This is a genomic window from Arthrobacter sp. 4R501 (assembly GCF_002929755.1).
Taxonomy (GTDB): Bacteria; Actinomycetota; Actinomycetes; order Actinomycetales; family Micrococcaceae; genus Arthrobacter.
The window spans coordinates 188617-208248 of the sequence record NZ_PJIW01000005.1 but is presented as its reverse complement, the minus strand read 5'-3'; the positions used below and the strand labels follow the sequence as shown (position 1 = coordinate 208248).

16 protein-coding genes are annotated in these 19632 nt (G+C 64.8%); 1 reads left to right on the top strand and 15 read right to left on the bottom strand.

Annotated features, from left to right (window positions below):
* Position 1: 1 nt before the first annotated feature.
* From CXR02_RS06515 to CXR02_RS06500, 4 genes are read right to left on the bottom strand one after another with little or no spacing between them, the layout of a single operon-like run.
* Complete coding sequence (locus CXR02_RS06515; protein WP_056349198.1) at positions 2-739, bottom strand: HAD family hydrolase; 738 nt, start codon at positions 737-739, stop codon at positions 2-4.
* The gene (gltX, locus tag CXR02_RS06510; RefSeq protein ID WP_056349200.1) at positions 739-2253 is read right to left on the bottom strand and encodes a glutamate--tRNA ligase; all 1515 of its coding nucleotides are present in this window, start codon (positions 2251-2253) and stop codon (positions 739-741) included. The genes CXR02_RS06515 and gltX overlap by 1 nt, the downstream gene beginning before the upstream one ends.
* Positions 2254-2273: 20 nt before the next feature.
* Positions 2274-3050, bottom strand: a complete 777-nt coding sequence (locus CXR02_RS06505) for a fumarylacetoacetate hydrolase family protein (RefSeq protein ID WP_056349204.1) — start codon at positions 3048-3050, stop codon at positions 2274-2276.
* 42 nt (positions 3051-3092) lie between these two features.
* Positions 3093-3902, bottom strand: coding sequence for an MBL fold metallo-hydrolase (locus CXR02_RS06500; protein WP_258060836.1), 810 nt, complete (start codon positions 3900-3902; stop codon positions 3093-3095).
* Between the two features lie 99 nt (positions 3903-4001).
* On the opposite strand from CXR02_RS06500, the gene CXR02_RS06495 reads away from it, so the two are divergent.
* Positions 4002-4604 carry a hypothetical protein gene (locus CXR02_RS06495; protein ID WP_258060835.1) on the top strand — a complete coding sequence of 201 codons (603 nt, stop codon included), beginning with the start codon at positions 4002-4004 and terminating at the stop codon, positions 4602-4604.
* Positions 4605-4736: 132 nt separating this feature from the next.
* Here CXR02_RS06495 and CXR02_RS06490 read toward each other — a convergent pair whose 3' ends face one another.
* From CXR02_RS06490 to CXR02_RS06440, 11 genes are all read right to left on the bottom strand, one after another.
* A complete protein-coding gene (locus tag CXR02_RS06490) occupies positions 4737-5849 on the bottom strand; it encodes a branched-chain amino acid aminotransferase (protein ID WP_104061296.1) in 1113 nt (370 codons plus the stop codon).
* A 111-nt stretch (positions 5850-5960) separates the two neighbouring features.
* Positions 5961-7013 carry a 3-isopropylmalate dehydrogenase gene (locus tag CXR02_RS06485; RefSeq protein ID WP_056349215.1) on the bottom strand — a complete coding sequence of 351 codons (1053 nt, stop codon included), beginning with the start codon at positions 7011-7013 and terminating at the stop codon, positions 5961-5963.
* A 43-nt stretch (positions 7014-7056) separates the two neighbouring features.
* Positions 7057-7731: a class F sortase gene (locus tag CXR02_RS06480; protein ID WP_104061229.1), complete on the bottom strand. Its 675-nt coding sequence runs from the start codon at positions 7729-7731 to the stop codon at positions 7057-7059.
* 115 nt (positions 7732-7846) lie between these two features.
* Positions 7847-8674 carry a hypothetical protein gene (locus CXR02_RS06475; RefSeq protein ID WP_104061228.1) on the bottom strand — a complete coding sequence of 276 codons (828 nt, stop codon included), beginning with the start codon at positions 8672-8674 and terminating at the stop codon, positions 7847-7849.
* Between the two features lie 269 nt (positions 8675-8943).
* Positions 8944-10503 carry a methionine--tRNA ligase gene (metG, locus tag CXR02_RS06470; protein ID WP_104061227.1) on the bottom strand — a complete coding sequence of 520 codons (1560 nt, stop codon included), beginning with the start codon at positions 10501-10503 and terminating at the stop codon, positions 8944-8946.
* 34 nt (positions 10504-10537) lie between these two features.
* Entirely contained in the window at positions 10538-11293 is a 756-nt protein-coding gene (locus tag CXR02_RS06465; RefSeq protein WP_056349225.1) for an ABC transporter ATP-binding protein, read from the bottom strand.
* On the bottom strand, positions 11290-14085 hold the full coding sequence (locus CXR02_RS06460; RefSeq protein ID WP_056349228.1) for an ABC transporter permease: 2796 nt from the start codon (positions 14083-14085) through the stop codon (positions 11290-11292). Before CXR02_RS06460 ends, CXR02_RS06465 begins: the two co-directional genes overlap by 4 nt.
* 203 nt (positions 14086-14288) lie before the next feature.
* Positions 14289-15878 carry a phosphoglycerate dehydrogenase gene (serA, locus tag CXR02_RS06455; RefSeq protein WP_104061226.1) on the bottom strand — a complete coding sequence of 530 codons (1590 nt, stop codon included), beginning with the start codon at positions 15876-15878 and terminating at the stop codon, positions 14289-14291.
* 124 nt (positions 15879-16002) lie between these two features.
* A complete protein-coding gene (ilvC, locus tag CXR02_RS06450; RefSeq protein WP_104061225.1) occupies positions 16003-17028 on the bottom strand; it encodes a ketol-acid reductoisomerase in 1026 nt (341 codons plus the stop codon).
* A 100-nt stretch (positions 17029-17128) separates the two neighbouring features.
* The gene (gene ilvN / locus CXR02_RS06445) at positions 17129-17641 is read right to left on the bottom strand and encodes an acetolactate synthase small subunit (RefSeq protein ID WP_028271611.1); all 513 of its coding nucleotides are present in this window, start codon (positions 17639-17641) and stop codon (positions 17129-17131) included.
* 2 nt (positions 17642-17643) lie between these two features.
* Positions 17644-19551, bottom strand: coding sequence for an acetolactate synthase large subunit (locus tag CXR02_RS06440; protein WP_104061224.1), 1908 nt, complete (start codon positions 19549-19551; stop codon positions 17644-17646).
* Positions 19552-19632 lie beyond the last annotated feature (81 nt).

The following is a 19632-nucleotide window of genomic DNA, read 5'->3' as shown; positions in this document are numbered from 1 at the left end:
GTCAGCCCAGCAACTGCTCCAGTGAGGTGATCTTGTGACCGGTGAAATCCGGCGCGGGCTCCCCCACCCTGTCGAGCCAGACGCCTATCAGGCCCGCCGCCGTCGAACCTTCAGCGTCCAGCATCCTGTTGTCACCCACGTAGAGCGTCTCCTCCGGGGCAGTCCCCAGCAGGCGGACTCCTTCGAGGTAGATGGCCGGCTCGGGCTTGGCAACGCCTACCGTGTCCGTACCAACCAGGCGGCGGACGCGTTCCAGTCCAGCGCCGTCGAGCTTGGCCCGCTGGTAGTCGTGCACGTTGTTACTGACGGCACCGTAGGGGATGCCGGCAGCATCCAGCAGGTCCAGGAGCGGCAGAACGTCCTCAAAGGCACGTACATACGTGGGCTGCAGCCGGCCGTAGGCCGAGAGCCACCCGTGCGCTTCTTCACCGTCGGCAAGATCCACACCGAAGTGCCCCAGGGCGGCGCGTCCCCGCAGGAGGCGCTGGTCGTTGAAGGTCAGCTCCCCCGCCAGGTACCGGTCGTAGTAGTGCGTGGTCTCGTGCGTGAAGATCCTGCCGAAACGCTCCCACCCGGTCTGGTCCAGACCGGGCAGAAGGTGCTCGCTGACCTCACGCAGGGCGGTGGTCATGGCGTATTCGAGGTCCACCAGGGTGTCGTCGATGTCGAAGAGGACGCCCCGGATGGACCCGAAACGTGTGCTCAGGACTCCGTCAGCCGTCGTGCCGGTGGTAGACATCAGCCGCGGAAGGTACGGAGCCGGCTCAGGGACGAGCCCTTGCCCAGGATCACCATGGATTCGAAGAGCGGCGGCGAGATCCGGCGCCCGGAGATGGCCGTGCGGACAGGACCGAAGGCCAGCCGCGGCTTCAGCCCGAGGTCCTCCACGAGTGCCTGCTTCAGGGCCGTCTGAATCTCCTCCGGGTTCCAGTCCTGAATGGGCTCAAGGGCAGCAAGGGCGGCGTCGAGGACTTCGGTCAGGTTGGCGGGCAGGCCCTTAAGGGCATCGTCCGCGACGTCGATGGCGTCGTCGGCCTTGAACAGGAAGGCGAGCATCTCCGGGGCTTCCCCGAGCAGGGTGATCCGCTCCTGGACGAGGGGTGCAGCCTCGGTGAGGATCTCTTCCTCCCGGTCCGTGAGGATTTCCCCGACCAGGCCCGCGGCCCGGAGGTACGGCACCAGGCGCGCACGGAAGTCAGCCGCTTCGAGCAGCCGGACGTGCGTGCCGTTGATGGCCTCGGCCTTCTTCAGGTCAAAGCGGGCCGGGTTGGCGAGCACATCGTGGATGTCGAAGTGCTCCACGAGCTGCTTGACGGTGAAGATGTCCTCGTCGGCGCTCAGGGACCAGCCCAGGAGGGACAGGTAGTTCAGCAGGCCCTCGGGAATGAAGCCGCGTTCGCGGTGCAGGAACAGGCTGGATTCGGGGTCGCGCTTGGAGAGCTTCTTGTTGCCCTGGCCCATGACGTAGGGAAGGTGGCCGAACTCGGGCATGTACTCGGCCACGCCAATGGCGTAGAGGGCACGGTACAGGGCGATCTGGCGGGGCGTGGAGCTCAGCAGGTCTTCGCCGCGCAGCACGTGGGTGATTCCCATCAGGGCATCGTCCACCGGGTTCACCAGCGTGTACAACGGCGCGCCGTTGGCACGGACCACCGCGAAGTCCGGCACGGAGCCTGCCTTGAACGTGATCTCGCCGCGGACGAGGTCCTTGAACGTGAGGTCCTCGTCCGGCATCCGGAGGCGCAGCACGGCCTGGCGGCCCTCTGCCTTGTACTGGGCCAGCTGTTCCTCGGTGATGTGCCGGTCAAACCCGTCATAACCCAGCTTGGGGTCCCGGGAGGCCGCACGGTGGCGGGCTTCGATTTCAGCCGGGGTGGAGTAGGACTCGTAAATGTGGCCGCCGGCCTTCAGCCGCGCGATGACGTCCTGGTAGATGTCGCTGCGCTGCGACTGGCGGTACGGCTCGTGCGGGCCGCCCACTTCGACACCCTCGTCCCAGGTGATGCCCAGCCACTTCAGCGCGTCCAGCAGCTGGTGGTAGCTTTCCTCGCTGTCCCGCTCCGAGTCCGTGTCCTCGATGCGGAAGACCAGGGTGCCCTTGGTGTGCCGGGCATAGGCCCAGTTGAACAGCGCCGTGCGGATCAGGCCCACGTGCGGGGTGCCCGTGGGTGACGGGCAGAACCGCACCCGGACCGGGGTTTCGGCAGTGACGGACGGGATGGCGGCAGGGTTCAGCGCGGAGGCAGTAGTCATAGTGGTTCCAACTTTACCCGTCAGCGGCGGACCACCGGGTTGGACAGGCGACCGATGCCCTCGATCTCCACGTCATAGCGGTCCCCCGCGGTGACCAGGTCGACGCCGGCCGGGGTGCCGGTCATGATGACATCCCCGGGGAGCAGGGTGAAGGCCTGGGACACGATGGAGACGATTTCCCGAACGCCGCGGATCATCTGGCTGGTGCTGCCGTCCTGGCGCAGTTCGCCGTTGAGCCAGCCCTTGATGGCCAGGTCTTCGGTGTCCAGCTCGGTCTCAATCCAGGGTCCGAGGGGTGCCGAGGTGTCGAAGCCCTTGGCCCGGGCCCACTGCAGGTCCGTTTTCTGGACATCGCGGGCGGTGAGGTCGTTGCCGCAGGTGTAGCCGAAGATGACTTCGTCGACGCGGTCTTCCGGGACGTCCTTACAGATCCGGCCGATGACCACACACAGTTCGGCCTCGAACGAAACCTCGTCTGAGAATTCCGGCAGCACGATGGGGTCGCCGGGGCCGATGACAGAGGTGTTCGGCTTCAGGAACAGCAGCGGCTGCTGCGGGACCTCATTGCCCAGCTCGGCGGCGTGCTCGGCGAAGTTTCGGCCCACGCCGATCACCTTGCTGCGGGGAATGATCGGCGCCAGGAGCCGGACATCTTCAAGCTTGTGCTTAACGTGCGTGCGCTCCACGCCGTGGAAGAAGGGGTCACCGTTAATGACAGTGATTTCCTCACTGCCGGGCTCGCCTTCAACAACGCCGTAGAGGGGATCAGAATCGACTACAAACCTGGCAATACGCATGGTTGTTAGCCTACCGTCTTGAGCGGCGGCAGCTGCCCTGGGTCACGCCGTCCTGTCAGCCGCCGGGGACCCCCGCAGGTAGTCAAGCTGCGCGGCCACCGACATTTCGGCTGCCCGCCGGACGGAAGGTTCGACGTCGGCGTACACGTCGTCTGCCACGTCAACCACCGTCGCGTCCCCGCCATGCCGGACAAGTGCCGCGCGGATCTGCGCCAGCCGCTCGTGCCGGTGCTCGCGGTAGGCACGGGCAATGGCCGCTAGGGAGGGAAGTACCGGCCCGTGGGCCGGCAGGACGGTGGCCGGGCCAAGGGCTTCGAGCCGGTCCAGGGACCGCAGGTAATCCCCCAGCCTGCCGTCCGGGTAGTCCAGCATGGTGGTCCCGCGGCCCAGGATAGTGTCGCCGGTCAGCACTGAGCCGTGCGGGCCGTCGTCGGGAAGGTGGAAGCAGGCGGAATCCGAGGTGTGGCCCGGCGTGGCCAGGACCCGGACCGCCACTCCCGCTGCCTGGATGGTTTCGCCGTCCTGCAGTGGCTCGCCGCCGCCGTGGCAGTGGCGGGGATCGGCGGCGCGGACCGGGGCGCCGGTGAGCTCATGGAGCCGCTGGGAGCCTGCCGTGTGGTCGGCGTGCCGGTGCGTCACGAGAATGAGTTCCACGGGGCCCACATCCGCGAGGCGGCGAAGGTGGCCCTCGTCCGCCGGACCCGGATCCACCACCACGGATGTACTGGCGCCGGGGGCGGAGACGACGTACGAATTGGTGCCGTCCAGGCTCATCGGCCCGGGGTTGGGTGCCAGGAAGAAAGCCGTCAGTGGGCTGGCAGCGACTGGAATGCCGCTCGAGGTGGAGTTCACTGCACCATCTTCGCATCAGGACGGCACGGAATAACCGCACCCCCGGGGCGAGTTATGGCTGGTGAACCCACCGCCCAGAGAGAGCAGACAGGCACACCCATGAGCACTTCATCCACCATCTCGTTGTCCGACCTGTTGTCCGGCGCCGACGCCGCAGGACACGACCACGCGCTGACGGAGAAGAACAGCGGCCTGCAGCACATCCATAACCACGCGACCGGCGCCATCGTCTGGTTTCCCACGTGGCAGAAGTTCCGTGAGACCAACGACTGGCGCGAGGCGGTGGACGGTGTCGCCGAGGATTTCCGGTCACATATCGAAGACGTCGACGAATGGGCGGCCACGTTCCTGGCTGAAGATCTGGCCCTACTCCTGGAGCGCGCTGCTGCCTCCGGCGACGCGAACGTTTTTGTCCAGGACAATCTCACGCACCACCTGACGCGGACCTGGGCTATTGCCGACGCCGTCGCCGAGGCAACAGGGAAGGACCTGCCCACCGGAGGCACCAAACAGACCATCTTTGCTGACTATCCCTATGACGTTTACGCCCAGGACGGCGGTGCCTTCGCCACCGCACTCTGGAACGACATCATCGATGCCCGCCGCAACCGTGCCCTGGCCGACGAAGCGGCACGCAAGGCCCTGAAGCCGGTCTCGCGCAAGGCCCTGAAGAACGCTGCCCGGAAGGCCGCCCGCCGCTGAGGCCGCGGCTCCCTACAAACGGAAAACCAAGTTAACGGACGACGGCGGTTGCCCGGCATTGTGTTGAACTTCCCACAGTGCCGGCCAGCCGCCGTCGTTATTTCCTATGTGCGTTGCCTGCCTAGGCCGTGCTTAGGCCAGACGCGTCAGCCAGCCGTGGGTATCCGGCACGGTTCCGGTCTGGATGCCCAGGAGCTGTTCGCGGATGGCCATGGTGGTCTCCCCCGCCTTCGCGTCCTCGGAGCCGATGAATTCGGTGGCGTCCTTGAGGACACCGATCGGGGTGATCACCGCTGCGGTGCCGCAGGCGAAGACCTCGGCGATCTCACCGGAGGCCACGCCGTCGCGCCATTCATCAAGGGTGATCTTGCGCTCCGTCACCTCACGGCCCATGTCCTTGGCAACCTGGATAACGGACATCCTGGTGATTCCTTCCAGGATGGTTCCGGTGAGTGCAGGAGTCACGAGGGATCCGTCCTTCATCACAAAGAACACGTTCATGCCGCCGAGCTCTTCGACGGCGTTGTCGTTGAACTGGTCCAGGAAGAGGACCTGCTTGCAGCCGTTGGCCTCAGCCTCCTGCTGGGCGATGAGGGAGGCTGCGTAGTTGCCGCCGCATTTGGCGTCGCCTGTGCCACCGCGTCCGGCGCGGGCATACTCCCGCGAGATCCAGATGGACACGGGCTTGAGTTCGCCGCCGAAGTAGTTGCCGGCGGGCGATGCGATCACCCGGAAGGACACTTCCCGCGCTGCCCGGACACCCAGGAACGCCTCGGTGGCGATCATGAACGGGCGCAGGTACAGGGCCTCGCCGTCACCGGCGGGAACCCATTCCTTGTCCGCCTGCACCAGTTCCCGGATGGCGCCCAGGAAGTACTCCTGGGGCAGTTCCGGAAGCGCAAGGCGTCGTGCCGACTTGTTCAGGCGGGCCGCATTCGCCTCCGGACGGAAGGTCCAGATTGAGCCGTCAGCGTGGCGGTATGCCTTGAGGCCTTCGAAGATCTCCTGACCGTAGTGCAGCACCGCGGCAGACGGGTCCAGGGAGATGGGTCCGTAAGCCTCAACGCGGGCGTTGTGCCAGCCACCCTCGCCTTGCTCGTCCACGCTGTAGTCGACGACGGCGGTGTGGTCGGTGAAGTAGTTGCCAAATCCCGGGTTGGCCAGGATGGCTGCACGCTCTTCAGCTGACTTCGGGGTTGCCGAGAGCTGCTGGTTAAATTCGACGCCATGGGCGGTCTGAGTCATGGTTCCTCCACGATCGGCTGCCTTCTGAATGTGGTTCAGCACTGAACCGCAGGGCAGCATTTGGTGATTCGAAACTAGCTTACGCCGGTTAACCGAGTCTCAAGAGCAGGCCTAGAGCGCTGCGGCGATGGCGTCCCCGACGGCGCTCGTACTGCGGGCGCCGCCGTCGCGGGTTTCGACGTCGGCGATCACCGCAGCTTCGATCCTGCGGGCCGCGGCGGTGTAGCCGAGGTGGTCCAGCAGGAGCACCGCCGACAGGATGGCCGCGGTGGGATCTGCCTTCTGCTGTCCGGCGATGTCCGGGGCCGAACCGTGGACCGGTTCAAACATGGAGGGGGCGGTGCGGTCCATGTTGATGTTGCCCGACGCCGCCAGCCCGATGCCGCCGGTGATGGCTGCAGCGAGGTCAGTGAGGATGTCGCCGAAGAGGTTATCAGTGACAATGACATCGAACCGTGAGGGGTCGGTGACCATAAAGATGGTGGCCGCATCAACGTGCAGGTAATCGTGGGTGACCTCGGGGAATTCCTGGGCCACCGCCTCGACGGTGCGCTTCCACAGGTGGCCGGCGTAGACCAGGACGTTGTGCTTGTGCACCAGGGTCACATGCTTGCGTTCCCGGGCGCTGGCGCGGCGGAAGGCATCGCGGACAACGCGCTCCACGCCATACGCCGTGTTCAGTGAGACCTCGGTGGCCACCTCGTGGGGTGTGCCGGTGCGAAGCGAGCCGCCGTTGCCCACATATGGACCCTCGGTTCCCTCACGGACGACGATAAAATCGATGGTGCCGGGATTGGCCAGCGGGCTCCCGACTGTTCCGTACAACCGCGACGGCCGCAGGTTGACGTAGTGGTCCAGGCTGAAGCGGAGCTTGAGCAGCATCTCCCGCTCAATGATGCCGGACGGAATCCGGGTGTCGCCGGGGGCGGCACCGACAGCACCGAAGAGGATCGCGTCCCGTGTACGCAGGTCGGCGAGGACCTCATCCGGAAGGGTCTCGCCGGTGGCCAGCCAGTGCTCGGCACCGAGCTGGTAGTGGGTCTGCTCGAGGACAACGCCTTCAGCGGCGACAGCCTTTTCGAGGACTTTCAGTGCCTCGGCAATGACCTCCGGGCCAATGCCGTCACCGGGAATGACAGCGAGATTGATCGTGGATGCGCTCATGCTCCAAGAATATTAAGATGATCCGCATGCCGGACAATCTGTCTCATTTGCTGAGACGAAGGGTTGGGTCCTCCGGTGAGGCCACCACCACCACGTTGGTGCCCCAAGCATCACCTGTATAGCAGGAAATCAGGACCAGCCTGTTGGGTGCCACCTGCCAGATGGGGCTGTCTTTAAGGCCGGACTTGACGTAGGTCGTCACCGAGTCCACCAGGTAGGCCACTTCGCCCGTGGCCGTCGCCACGGTCAGCCTGTCACCTGCCGCCGCCTTGGTACTCAGCCGGTTGAACGGCGCATCCCGGTCCGTCCAGCTGTGCCCGGCGATATACGTGGTGTTGACCGAGCCCGCGCCGGGGGCGCCGTAAGGCGACAGCCAGTAGCCGTCCATGGTGGGGGGCGGCACGATGGTCTGGGTGGCCTGGTCCTCGCCGGTGGGCTCGAGCGGATGGACCACCACATCAATGTCTGCGGCCGGGTACACCAGCCGCTGCGGCGGCGACGCTGCCGGACCCGCCGGGACCGGAGCGCCGGTGTCCGTGGAGGCTGTGGGGGTGGACGGTGCTGGGGCCTGGGTGGTCGGCTGCACAGCAACCCCGGTCATGGTCGGTCCCGGCCCGGCCAGGAATGGCAGAAATGCGAACGCCAGATAGGCCAGCACGCCGCACAGCACCACAAAGACAATGCTTTTGGTGGTGAAGAGCCTTCGATCGCTGTCCATGGTTACCCCGCTTGTGAGTCGGATTTGCCTGGTTTGCCGGCAGGCGCCGTGCCCTTGCGGCCACGGCGCCTGCCGGTGATTCAAACAGTGCCCCTGCGGGCGCCAGTAGCCGGCGTCACTCCTCCCGGGGCCGGGATACGGTACCGCTGGCTGCCAGGGTCCTGCGGGCAGCCACTCCCGCTGCAGCGAGCATCATCACAACGATGCCAGCGGCCCAGGGGGCGATGGAAACGTCAGTCGAACCTGCCACTGCAGTCTGGACATTGAAGCCAGGGTTGTTGGCGGCTACGGCACCTTGACCCGCCGGCGCACCCACAACAGCACCTCTGGGAGTTTCGCCCGGCGTCACCGGAGTAACAGCAGGCGGGACCACCGGAGGAACAACAGGCGGCACTACTGGCGGCGCCGTTGTGGGAACGCAACCGTTGTTAAAGGTTGCCTGCCCGTTAGCCGTCCAGTTCTGGCCTGCAGGCAGCACCTTGCCGTTGTTCGGCGGGATGATGTCTTCAGTGTGCTGGTGGTTGGCGTTGGCGTGGCCATTGAGCCCCTGCAGGGCGATCGTAATCGGCACGTATGGGTTCTTGTCCGAGCCCGTGGCGTGGCAGATGCTGATCTTGTGATCGCCGTTGCCGTTACCGTGGCCGTTACCCTCGCCTGGTGCGGCGCAGCCTGCATTCCAGATACTAGCCTTGTCAAGGTTCTGGCCTCCGGGTAGGACTTTCCCGTCGTTGGCCGGAATGATGTCCTCATCGTGCTGGTGGCCCACGTGGGCGTTGAGCGCGTTGAGGCTGATGGTCACCGGCACGTAGGGATTGCTTTCCGAGCCGGTGGCGTGGCAAATGGTGATCTTTTTCTCGTCCTCAGAAGGCGACGCGGTGGCCGGCGCAGTGGCACCCAATAGCGCAAGACCCGCGACACCAAAAGCGGCAAGGATCCGTTTCATTTCCGTCTCCATCCATTGTCTGGTCCAAACTGATCAGACAGGTGGAAGAACGGCGCCATCCCCGACACGGAGGGCTAAAGGCAAACGGACAGCATCGGGGCGACGGTTCTCCCAGATGCGAATCATCAGTTTGCTAACCAGATAAGGCTAGACAGACGGACACCAGGATGTCTCCAGTACTCAGTACGCGCCTTACAAGGCGGGCCCTACTGACCGGCCCCGGAACCGTACTCAGTCCGCGTACCGGCAAGTAGCCAGCAGGGACATACCTAGGCTTCGGCCGGTTCCTCATACTTGGGGAAGACCGGCGCCGGAGCCGGCAGCGGAGTTCCGGCGACAATAGGTGTGGTGAGCGCGGAGAAATCGCGGGATCCGCCGTCGGGCTGTCCCAAGGTGTCCAACAGCGCGGCCGTGGCTGTGGGCATCACTGGCTGGGCCAGGATAGCCACGATGCGCAGTACTTCCAGCGTCACGTACAGCACGGTGTTCATGCGTTCGACGTCGGTCTTCCGCAGTACCCAGGGAGCCTGCTCGGCAAAGTAGGCGTTGGTGTCCCCCAGGACGCCCCAGATGGCCTCGAGTGCGCGGCTGAATTCCTGCTTTTCGAAGGCAGCCCGGGCCGTCTCCAGAAGCCCGTTGGCCTGTGCCAGGATCGCGGTGTCTTCAGCCGTGAAGGCACCCGGAACCGGGACCCTGCCCTCGCAGTTCTTGGCCACCATGGACAGCGAACGCTGCGCCAGGTTGCCGAAGTTGTTGGCCAGGTCCGAGTTCATGCGGCCCACGATGGCCTCATGGTTGTAGCTGCCGTCGGCGCCAAACGGGACCTCTCGGAGGAAGAAGAACCGTACCTGGTCCAGCCCGTACTGCGCCACGAAGTCTGCCGGTGCCACCACGTTGCCGAGCGACTTGGACATCTTCACACCGTTGTTGTGCAGGAAGCCGTGGATCATGACGCGCTTGGGCAACTCAAGGCCGGCACTCATCAGGAACGCCGGCCAGTAGATGGCGTGGAACCGTGAGATGTCCTTGCCGATCACATGCACATCGGCGGGCCAGAACTTCTTGAAGGATTCCGAATCGACGTCCGGGTAGCCGACGCCGGTCAGGTAGTTGGTGAGCGCGTCCACCCAGACGTACATCACATGCTTGTCGTTGCCGGGGACGGGGACACCCCAGTCGAACGTGGTGCGGCTGATCGACAGGTCTTCGAGGCCGCGCTTGACGAAGCTGATGACCTCGTTGAAGCGGGACTGCGGTGCCCCGAACTCCGGCTGGGCCTCGTACAGCGCCAGCAGGCGGTCCTGGTAGGAGGACAGCCGGAAGAAGTAGCTCTCCTCAGCGGTCCACGTCACCTCGGTGTCCGTCTCCTTCGAGTACCGCACGCCGTCGTCTTTGACCAGGGTGTCGTCCTCCACGTAGAAGGCCTCGTCCCGGACGGAGTACCAGCCCTCGTACTTGGACAGGTAGATATCGCCGTTGGCTTCCATCTTCTTCCAGATGGCCTGCGACGCGGCGTAGTGGTCAGCGTCCGTGGTCCGGATGAAACGGTCGTAGGTAATCCCCAGCGCGGCGTGGGCAGACTTGTAGACTTCCGCGTTGCGGTCCACCAGCTCCTTGGGCGTGACGCCTTCCTTCTCGGCCGCCTGCGCAATCTTCATGCCGTGCTCATCCGTGCCCGTCAGGAACATCACGTCAAAGCCGTCAAGCCGCTTGAAGCGCGCCATGGCGTCGGTGGCGATGTACTCGTAGGCATGCCCGATGTGCGGAACACCGTTCGGGTAGGTGATAGCCGTGGTGATGTAGAACGGGGTTTTGGCTGTTGCGCTCACGTGCGGACGTTACCTTTGGTGCGAAGGGGCGGGGCTAGATCAGTTCAGTCAGCGTATCGCTCAGGCGGACCAGTTCGTGGTCGTGTGAAGCGACCAGTACTGCGATGCCGTCCGAGGTGGTGTCCTTGAGGATGCTGATGATGCGGTTGGCGGAGGCCCTGTCCAGGCTGGCCGTGGGCTCATCAACCACCAGGACGCGCGTACCCAGGATCAGGGCGCGGGCGATCGCCACACGCTGGCGTTCACCACCGGACAGCTGGGCCGGACGGTGCCGCATCCGGCGGCCCAGGCCCACCAGGTCCAGGAGGTCCTTGGCCATGTCGCGGCGCTGGTCCACCTCGCCGTCGGGCACGGCCGGCAGGAGGACGTTCTCGAGGGCGCTCATGCCGTCGATCAGGGCGCCGCCCTGGTCAACGTAACCGATCAGGGCCCGACGGCGGTCGGCGATTTCGTCATCGCCCATGCTTTCGAGGGAATCCCCTTCCCAGAAGACACGGCCCGACGTCGGCAGGGTCAGTCCCGCCCCCACTGTCAGGATGCTGGTCTTGCCGGATCCGCTTCGGCCGGCCACGCAGTGCATCTCGCCGGCGTGCAGCGTGAGGTCGAAGTTCTCCACAACACTGACGGCTTCGGCACCGCTTTTACCGCCGCCATAGCGGATGGTGATGTCGCTCAGTTCCAGCGGGGTCCCGTGGTCCGCGGCCTTGACGATGGTGTTGGCACGGGTCTGCAGGGGCGACTCAGCCGAGCCGGACCTCCGGCTCCGGTAAACGTTCGTCTCGTTTGTCATTGGACCACTTTCGTTGCAATCGGAATCCAGCAAAGTACAGCCACGAGGCCGGCGACGCCGGCCCATAGCGCGGCATATGGGGCAAGGAGGAGCCCGATGCCCAGCGCGCCCAGGACGCCCAGCGGCAGGGCCACCGTGCCCACCAGCGCGTTTTCGAAAAGACGGACCTGGCGGAGCATGTCCGGGTTCCAGCCCATGGCCTCAAGGATGCCCAGGTACTGGCGTTTGGCGTTCAGCTCAAACCGGCCGGTGACCAGTGTCAGGACCAGCCCCACGGCGACGCCGGCGAGTGCCAGGAGCATACTGGGCATCGCCACGCTTGCCGCGGCCAGGCCGCTGAGGGCGCTCGCTCCGGCAGCACGGGGGATGTCGATGAGCAAGGCAACCAGCCCGCCCACCGCGGCTCCGAAGACGCCGACTGCGACGGCCAGGGACAGGGTGTTGAACTTGTTCGTGCTGAGCTGCCGGTTGGCAAACGTCAGCGGGGAGTCCACCGGGATCAGCCGCTCGTCGTGCTGCGGTTCCTGGTCCACCTCATCACGGTGGCGCAGCTGTTGGGCGGCGAAGAAGGCCGCTGCCGCATACAGGACCAGGACGGAAGCTGAGACGATGGCTGTGGTCAGGCTCCAGCTCACCAGGCTCAGGATGATCCCGGCTACCGCGAGCAGCGCAGCGCCGACACCGAATTCCTCAAGCACCCAGTTCCTGATGCGTACCTGGGTCCAGCCCATGGCGCGGAGGGTCCCGGCTTCACGTTTGCGTTTGCGGATGTAGCTGACGGTGGAGGCGCCGGTCAACAGCGCGGCTCCGCACAGCGTCAGGAAGAGCAGTGTCACGTTGGTCCCGGTGAGGGAGCCGGAGACTGCGTCCGCTGCATTCTGCCGGACCCAGGACTGCTGGACAGTGCCCAGCGCTGACTCCTTGCCGGCGTCGTCCTTGGAGTATCCGGGGACAAAAATGCTGGCGTCCTCACGGGCGGAACCGGCCACAACAGTAGCCTCAAGACCCATTTCGCGGATCTCGCTGGCGAGCTTTTCGACGTCAGGCTGGGCTTCCTTCCAGCTTCCGGGGGCCTTGGCCCGGACACGTACGGCATCGATCACGGCGGCGTTGTCCTTGTAGCCGCGTGCTGCGGCCAGGCCGTAGAAGTCGGTGATGGCACCGGCCGACTGGCTCGCCAGTCCGGTGGCACTGAGTGAAGGCTTGAGTTCGGTACCGGTGACCGTCTTGCCTTCGGCGTCCTTGGTGAGGGTAAGCGGAGTGGGGTCGTAGCCACCCAGCGGAAGGCGGTTGACGTCGCCGGCGGCCTTCTCGACAGCCGCGGGATCGAAGGTCCCATAGACCATGGCCAGCGGAGCCGCGAGCTTTTCCCCTGTTGCCAGGTCTTCCCGGTAGGAACGTTCATCCACGGGCTCACGCTGGGTCTGGTCCACCGGGGCGCCGTTGGCACCCTTCTCCGGCAGGCGGTTTACGGTGACCCAGTCGCTCGGAACGGCGGTCTTCTGGACCGCACCATTGGCCGCGGTGTCGCCGTCCGTGTACTTCGGAGCGGCAGCGAAGTCGGTGCTCCACGTAGCCGGGGTGTAGAGGCCCTGGTTGAAGTTGCCGGCGCTGCCGAGGAGACCGGAGTGGTCGGTGGAGCCGGGCCAGGACAGAGCGAACGGGTCCTTGGACACAAACGGCAGGTAGTCCTTGCCGAGGGAACGCGTGGCGGTGCCGACGTCCTTGACAACCTTGCCCGCGGCGTCGATCTCCTCGATCTTCACGTTGTACTTAAGGTCCAGGGACGTGCCGGAACGGACAACCAGGGGAATGGCCTGCGAGTCCGCGGTCAGCTGTCCGCTGCGCTTCGCCTGCTGGTACTGCGTCATCAGCGGTGCCCAGTATTTGAGTTTGACGCCGAGGAAGTCAGGGCCTTCCTTGAGCTCTTCCTGGCTGATGCCGTTGGTGAAGAGGCTTTCGAAGTGCCGGCCGATCGCTCCGGCGTTCCGCGCGTCAGCGGGCGGAGCCTTCTCCAGCGGAGCCAGGAAGTCGCCGGCCGTGCCAAGCAGCGCGCGCTCGGAGACGGGGTCGACGGCGACCACGGACTCGGTCACTTCGGGAGACAGCGGCAGGGACACCGAAAGGTTGAACAGGTTGTGTTCGGAGCCGCCCGCGGGAGCGGGGAACTTGATGCCCGTCTCGCCTGCGGGTGGTGCGATCCGGATGCTGGGGCCCCCGGCCGTCTGCTCTTCGATCAGGCGGGCCTTGCCCAGGCTGCCCTCCGCGGTGGACTTGAACAGGGTCTGCTCGGAGACGCCGTCGGAGCTGACGGCGCTGGCGGTCAGGCGGTACTTCTTGGCGGTGTCGCCCAGGACGGACTCGGCAGCAGGCCATTTGCTGGGATCTGTGGCGCCGGCGGCCTGGTCCGTGGTCGCTGTGCCTGCCAGCCCGGAGTTGTAGCCAAGGTAGTCCATGGCGTCGAGCCGTGGCGCTTCCAAGTTCTGCGTCACGCGGGAAACCAGGCTGATGGGGGCCGCCACGGACGTTCCGGAAAGCTTCCGGAGCTTCTCGAGCTGGTCAAAACTGATGCCGCCGCCACCGTTGGCGATCTCCGGCTGCATCAGCGCCCCGGAGCCTGCCTTGGCCTGGACCAGGACGTCGTAGAGACCCCGCGAGTTCTCATCCACCGTTCGGTTGAGTGCGGCCTGCGACTGGCCTTGGACGAGGACCGACAAGCACATGGCTGCGATCAAGATGGCCGCGGTCAGCAGCAGCACTTTGCTTCTGATGAACCTCTGGACGGCGTTCATTGGGCTCCCTGAAACCTGGATTGCGTGCGCACACCGGGATCCGCAGGCGGCGGATATATAGGATTTCCTGCCTGGTGTGCAAAAGTATTGGCCGGTCTGCCGGCGTGGTCCCGAAACGGGACCTAGCCATTGTAAGCAGACCGGCCAATCATACGTGGCCGACGCTAAGGTTCGGTCACGCGTAGTTGATGGCGGTGCAGTTCTTAGTCCTCGAGGTCCACCTCGCGGACCATTTCGGCGCCGATGCCTGCCTTTATGGCGTCAAGCACCTGCTGCGGAACGGAACTGTCGATGGTCAGCAGTGCCAGAACCTGGCCGCCTTCCGCCTGCCGTGCCACCTGCATGCCGGCAATGTTGATGTTGTTCATGCCCAGGATGTGTCCGATGGTTCCGATCACACCCGGCCGGTCGGCGTAGGCCACCACTACAAGGTGCTCGCTGATGGGGATCTCAACGTCGTAGCCGTTGACGCCGACGAGCTTCTGGATCTGCTTCGGGCCCGTGAGCGTGCCTGCCACTGAGATCTGGCTGCCGTCGCTCAAAGCACCCCGGATGGTGAGGACGTTGCGGTAGTCCTCCGCTTCCGCCGTCGTGATGAGGCGGACGTTGATGCCGCGCTGTTCGGCGATAACCGGGGCGTTGACGTAGGAAACCTGCTCGGTCACCACATCGGCGAAGATGCCCTTGAGCGCGGCCAGTTCCAGGACCTTGACGTCCAGCGCCGCGATCTCGCCGGCAACCTCGACGTCGATCTGGGTCAGGGAGGCGTGGGTCAGCGCGGTGAAGATCCGGCCCAGCTTTTCGATCAGCGGGATGCCGGGACGGACATCGGAGGCGATCACGCCGCCGGCCACGTTCACGGCATCCGGTACCAGTTCGCCGGCCAGCGCCAAACGCACGGACTTGGCAACCGAGACGCCTGCCTTCTCCTGGGCTTCATCGGTGGATGCACCCAGGTGCGGGGTGACCACCACGTTGTCCAGGGCGAAGAACGGCAGGTCCGTGCTGGGTTCCTTGACGAAGACGTCCACGGCCGCGCCGGCGATCTGGCGGTCCTGCAGGGCTGCATAGAGCGCCTCTTCGTCCACGAGGCCGCCACGGGCCACGTTGACCACGTAGGCGGTGGACTTCATCTTGGTGAACGCGTCGGCGCCGAGCATGCCGACGGTTTCCGGCGTCTTGGGCATGTGGATGGTGACGAAGTCCGACTGGCTGAGCAGTTCATCGAGGGTGACGAGCTTGACGCCGAGCTGCGCGGCGCGGGCCGAGGTGATGTACGGATCGTAGGCGAGGATTTCGGTGTCGAAGCCCTGGAGGCGTGCGGCAACGAGGGCGCCGATGCGGCCCAGGCCGATGATGCCGACCTTCTTCTCGAAGAGTTCGATGCCGGTGTACTTGGAGCGCTTCCATTCACCGTTCTTCAGCGCGGAGCTGGCCTGCGGGATGTGGCGCGCGAGGCTCAGGATGTGGCCCACGGTCAGTTCCGCTGCCGAGATGATGTTCGACGTCGGGGCGTTGACCACCATCACGCCGGCCTGTGTGGCGGCTTTAATGTCAACGTTGTCCAGGCCAACGCCGGCGCGGGCGATGACCTTGAGGTTCTTCGCGGCGGCAATGGCTTCGGCGTCCAGGTGGGTGGCGGAGCGGACCAGGATGGCGTCCACGTCCGCGATGGCGGCGAGCAGCTGGGACCGGTCGGAGCCGTCAGTCTGGCGGATTTCGAAGTCCGGGCCGAGGGCCTCGATGGTGGCGGGCGAAAGTTCTTCGGCGAGCAGTACTACGGGTTTTGACACGAGTGATCCTCTGCGTTGCAGTCCTTGGGATGGAACAAGTCTAGGCGGACGGAAAGGCCGGGCTCACATTGTTAAGTGAACCCGGCCTCATGATGGCACCCTGAGGGGAACCGGCACAGCAGACTTAGCGGGCCGCGGAGCCCTCTACGTAGTCTTCGTCCGTCTGCTGCCAGGCGAACAGGGAGCGCAACTCGCGGCCAACAGCCTCGATGGGGTGCTGCTCGGCCTTGGCGCGCAGTTCCTTGAACTCGACGCCGCCGTTGTCCTGGTCTTCGATGAAGCGCTTGGCGAAAGCACCGGACTGGATGTCAGCGAGGACCGCCTTCATGTTTTCCTTCACCTCGGGGGTGATGACGCGCGGGCCGGAGACGTAGTCGCCGTACTCGGCGGTGTCGGAAACGCTCCAGCGCTGCTTGGCAATGCCGCCTTCCCACATGAGGTCAACGATGAGCTTGAGCTCGTGGAGCACCTCGAAGTAGGCGATCTGCGGCTGGTAGCCGGCTTCGGTCAGGGTTTCGAAGCCGTACTGGACCAGCTGGGACACGCCGCCGCAGAGGACAGCCTGCTCGCCGAAGAGGTCGGTTTCGGTCTCTTCGGTGAAGGTGGTCTTGATGACGCCGGCGCGGGTGCCGCCGATGGCCTTGGCGTAGGACTTGGCCAGCTCCCAGGCTGCGCCGGTGGCGTCCTGCTCCACGGCGATGATGTCCGGGATGCCTCGGCCGGCTTCGAATTCGCGGCGCACGGTGTGTCCCGGAGCCTTCGGGGCGATCAGGATGACGTCAACGCCCTCCGGTGCCTCGATGTAGCCGAAGCGGATGTTGAAGCCGTGGGCGAAGGCCAGGGCCTTGCCCGGGGTCAGCTTGTCCTTGATGGAGTCGTTGTAGATCGAGCGCTGGTACTGGTCCGGCGCCAGGATCATGATGACGTCGGCCCATTCGGCGGCGTCGGCAACGGTCAGGGCCTTGAAGCCGGCTTCTTCGGCCTTGGCGATCGACTTCGAGCCTTCCTTGAGGGCGATGACAACCTCGACGCCGGAGTCGCGCAGGTTCAGCGCGTGGGCGTGGCCCTGGGATCCATAGCCAACAATGGCGACCTTGCGACCCTGGATGATCGACAGGTCGGCGTCGTCGTCGTAGAACATTTCAGTCACTTGGGTAACTCCTCTTGAGTGATTCACTGGGTAATTAGTCTGGGGTGTTGCGGTACTGCACGGGCATTGCGCCGCAGGTGGGGCCGTGGCCCGGCCTTAACTAAGCGCTGCGCAAAGCCCTGTCACTCATGGAGCGGGATCCCCGTCCAACGGCCAGGGTGCCGGACTGCACAATTTCGCGGATGCCGAAGGGCTCAAGCACTGAGAGCAGCGCCGTGAGCTTTTCGGGGTGGCCTGTTGCTTCAATGACCACGGAGTCTGTGGAGACGTCAACCACTGAAGCACGGAACAGGTCTGCAGCCTGGGTCACCTGCAGACGAGTCGCGGCATCCGCACGTACCTTGACCAGGATGTGGTCTCGCTGCACGGAAGATTCGGAGGTGAGCTCAACAATCTTGATCACGTTGACCAGCTTATTGAGCTGCTTGGTGACCTGTTCAATCAGGTCACCGTCGGCGTCGACGACGACGGTCATCCGGGACATGCCCGGAACTTCAGTCGGGCCCACGGCCAGGGAGTTGATGTTAAAGGCGCGTCGGGCGAACAGGCTCGCGACGCGGGTCAGCACACCGGGCTTGTCTTCAACCAGAACGGACAATGTGTGGCGGGTCATGTTCAGTCCTCCTCTTCCCATTCCGGGGTCATGTTGCGGGCAACCTGGATCTGGTCGTTGCTCACGCCGGCGGGCACCATCGGCCACACCATGGAGTCGGGGCTCACGACGAAGTCGATAACCACGGGGCGGTCATTGATTTCGAGGGCCTTCTGGATGGTGGCATCAATATCCTCGTCCCGCTCGCAGCGGAAGGAAGCGCAGCCGTAGGCCTCTCCCAGCTTGACGAAGTCCGGGATCCGCACGGTTTCGTGGCCGGTGTTGAGGTCCGTGTTGGAGTAGCGGCCCTCGTAGAACAGGGTCTGCCACTGGCGGACCATGCCCAGCGAGGAGTTGTTGATGATGGCAACCTTGATGGGGATCTTGTTGATGGCGCAGGTGGCCAGTTCCTGGTTGGTCATCTGGAAGCAGCCGTCGCCGTCGATGGCCCAGACCACACGGTCCGGCTCCCCCACCTTGGCGCCCATGGCAGCCGGTACGGCATAGCCCATGGTGCCGGCGCCGCCTGAGTTCAGCCAGGCGTGCGGACGCTCGTACTTGATGAACTGCGCGGCCCACATCTGGTGCTGGCCAACGCCGGCAACGTAGATGCCTTCGGGGCCGGTCAGCGCGCCGATGCGTTCGATGACGCGCTGCGGGGCGCTGAGCCCGTCCTCCGGCTCGGTCCAGCCCAGCGGGTAGGTTTCCTTAAGGTTGTTAAGGAACGCCCACCAGGTGGTGAGGTCCGGCGTGCCGGCGGATTCGAACTGTGAACGGACAGCCTCGGTGAGCTCGGGGATGATTTCCTTGACGGATCCCACGATCGGCACGTCGGCGGTGCGGTTCTTGGAGATTTCGGCGGGGTCAATATCCGCGTGGATCACCTTGGCGTTCGGCGCGAAGGACTTCAGGATGCCGGTAACCCGGTCATCGAAGCGTGCTCCAAGCGTGATGAGCAGGTCGGACTGCTGCAGCGCCGTGACAGCGGAAACGGTCCCGTGCATACCCGGCATGCCCACGTGCTGCGGGTGGGAATCGGGGAACACACCGCGCGCCATCAGGGTAGTGACAACGGGCGCGCCCGTGAGTTCCGCGAGTTCGCGGAGTTCCTTGGAGGCGTGTGCCTTGACCACGCCGCCGCCCACGTACAGCACCGGCTTGGTGGCTGCAGCGATCAGCTTGGCTGCTTCGCGGACCTGCTTGTTATGGCCGCGCGTCACCGGGCGGTAGCCGGGGAGGTCGATCTTCGGCGGCCACGAGAAGGTCATCTGACCCTGCTGGGCGTCCTTTGCGACGTCCACGAGGACCGGGCCGGGACGTCCGGACGAGGCCAGGTGGAAAGCCTCCGCCATAACGTGCGGGATGTCGTTGGGGTCGGTCACCAGGAACGAATGCTTGGTGATCGGCATGGTGATGCCAACAATGTCGGCTTCCTGGAACGCGTCGGTGCCGATCACACCGCTGGATACCTGGCCGGTTATGGCCACCATCGGCACCGAATCCATGTGGGCATCCATGATGGCCGTAACGAGGTTGGTGGCACCGGGTCCCGAGGTGGCGATACAGACGCCCACCCGGCCGGTAACCATGGCATAGCCTTGCGCGGCGTGGCCGGCTCCCTGTTCGTGACGGACCAGTATGTGATTCATGCTGGAGGCCATCAAGGGGTCATAGGTAGGCAGGATCGCGCCACCAGGCAAACCAAAAATATCGTCGACGCCGAGTTCTTCGAGCGATCGGACAATAGCTTGCGAGCCGGTCATCACCGTTGGGGGTACAACGTTGTTCGGCCCAAGGACAGGAGAGACAGCGGCAAGATCAGCGACGACGGCGGCCTGGTCAGCCGTTCGGTCGGCGCGTTCCGGAGCCTTGGGGGCTCCAGCGGACTTATTAGCCATCAGCGAGGGGCTGATCGGCGATCCTTTGCTCATCGGACTCTTCCTTGTGGATCATCTGTGTACTCGGAAATGCGGAAATAAAAAAACCCCTCAGCCTTGCGGCTTTTCGAGGGG

Excerpts from the sequence above, each read along its gene's own strand:
- CXR02_RS06490 (WP_104061296.1), bottom strand. The coding sequence starts at position 5,849 with ATGACTCAGACCGCCCATGGCGTCGAATTTAACCAGCAGCTCTCGGCA.
- CXR02_RS06440 (WP_104061224.1), bottom strand. The coding sequence starts at position 19,551 with ATGAGCAAAGGATCGCCGATCAGCCCCTCGCTGATGGCTAATAAGTCC.
- CXR02_RS06460 (WP_056349228.1), bottom strand. The coding sequence starts at position 14,085 with ATGAACGCCGTCCAGAGGTTCATCAGAAGCAAAGTGCTGCTGCTGACC.
- CXR02_RS06480 (WP_104061229.1), bottom strand. The coding sequence starts at position 7,731 with ATGGACAGCGATCGAAGGCTCTTCACCACCAAAAGCATTGTCTTTGTG.
- CXR02_RS06495 (WP_258060835.1), top strand. The coding sequence starts at position 4,002 with ATGAGCACTTCATCCACCATCTCGTTGTCCGACCTGTTGTCCGGCGCC.
- gltX (WP_056349200.1), bottom strand. The coding sequence starts at position 2,253 with ATGACTACTGCCTCCGCGCTGAACCCTGCCGCCATCCCGTCCGTCACT.
- CXR02_RS06475 (WP_104061228.1), bottom strand. The coding sequence starts at position 8,674 with ATGAAACGGATCCTTGCCGCTTTTGGTGTCGCGGGTCTTGCGCTATTG.
- CXR02_RS06485 (WP_056349215.1), bottom strand. The coding sequence starts at position 7,013 with ATGAGCGCATCCACGATCAATCTCGCTGTCATTCCCGGTGACGGCATT.
- CXR02_RS06505 (WP_056349204.1), bottom strand. The coding sequence starts at position 3,050 with ATGCGTATTGCCAGGTTTGTAGTCGATTCTGATCCCCTCTACGGCGTT.
- CXR02_RS06515 (WP_056349198.1), bottom strand. The coding sequence starts at position 739 with ATGTCTACCACCGGCACGACGGCTGACGGAGTCCTGAGCACACGTTTC.
- CXR02_RS06465 (WP_056349225.1), bottom strand. The coding sequence starts at position 11,293 with ATGACAAACGAGACGAACGTTTACCGGAGCCGGAGGTCCGGCTCGGCT.
- ilvN (WP_028271611.1), bottom strand. The coding sequence starts at position 17,641 with ATGACCCGCCACACATTGTCCGTTCTGGTTGAAGACAAGCCCGGTGTG.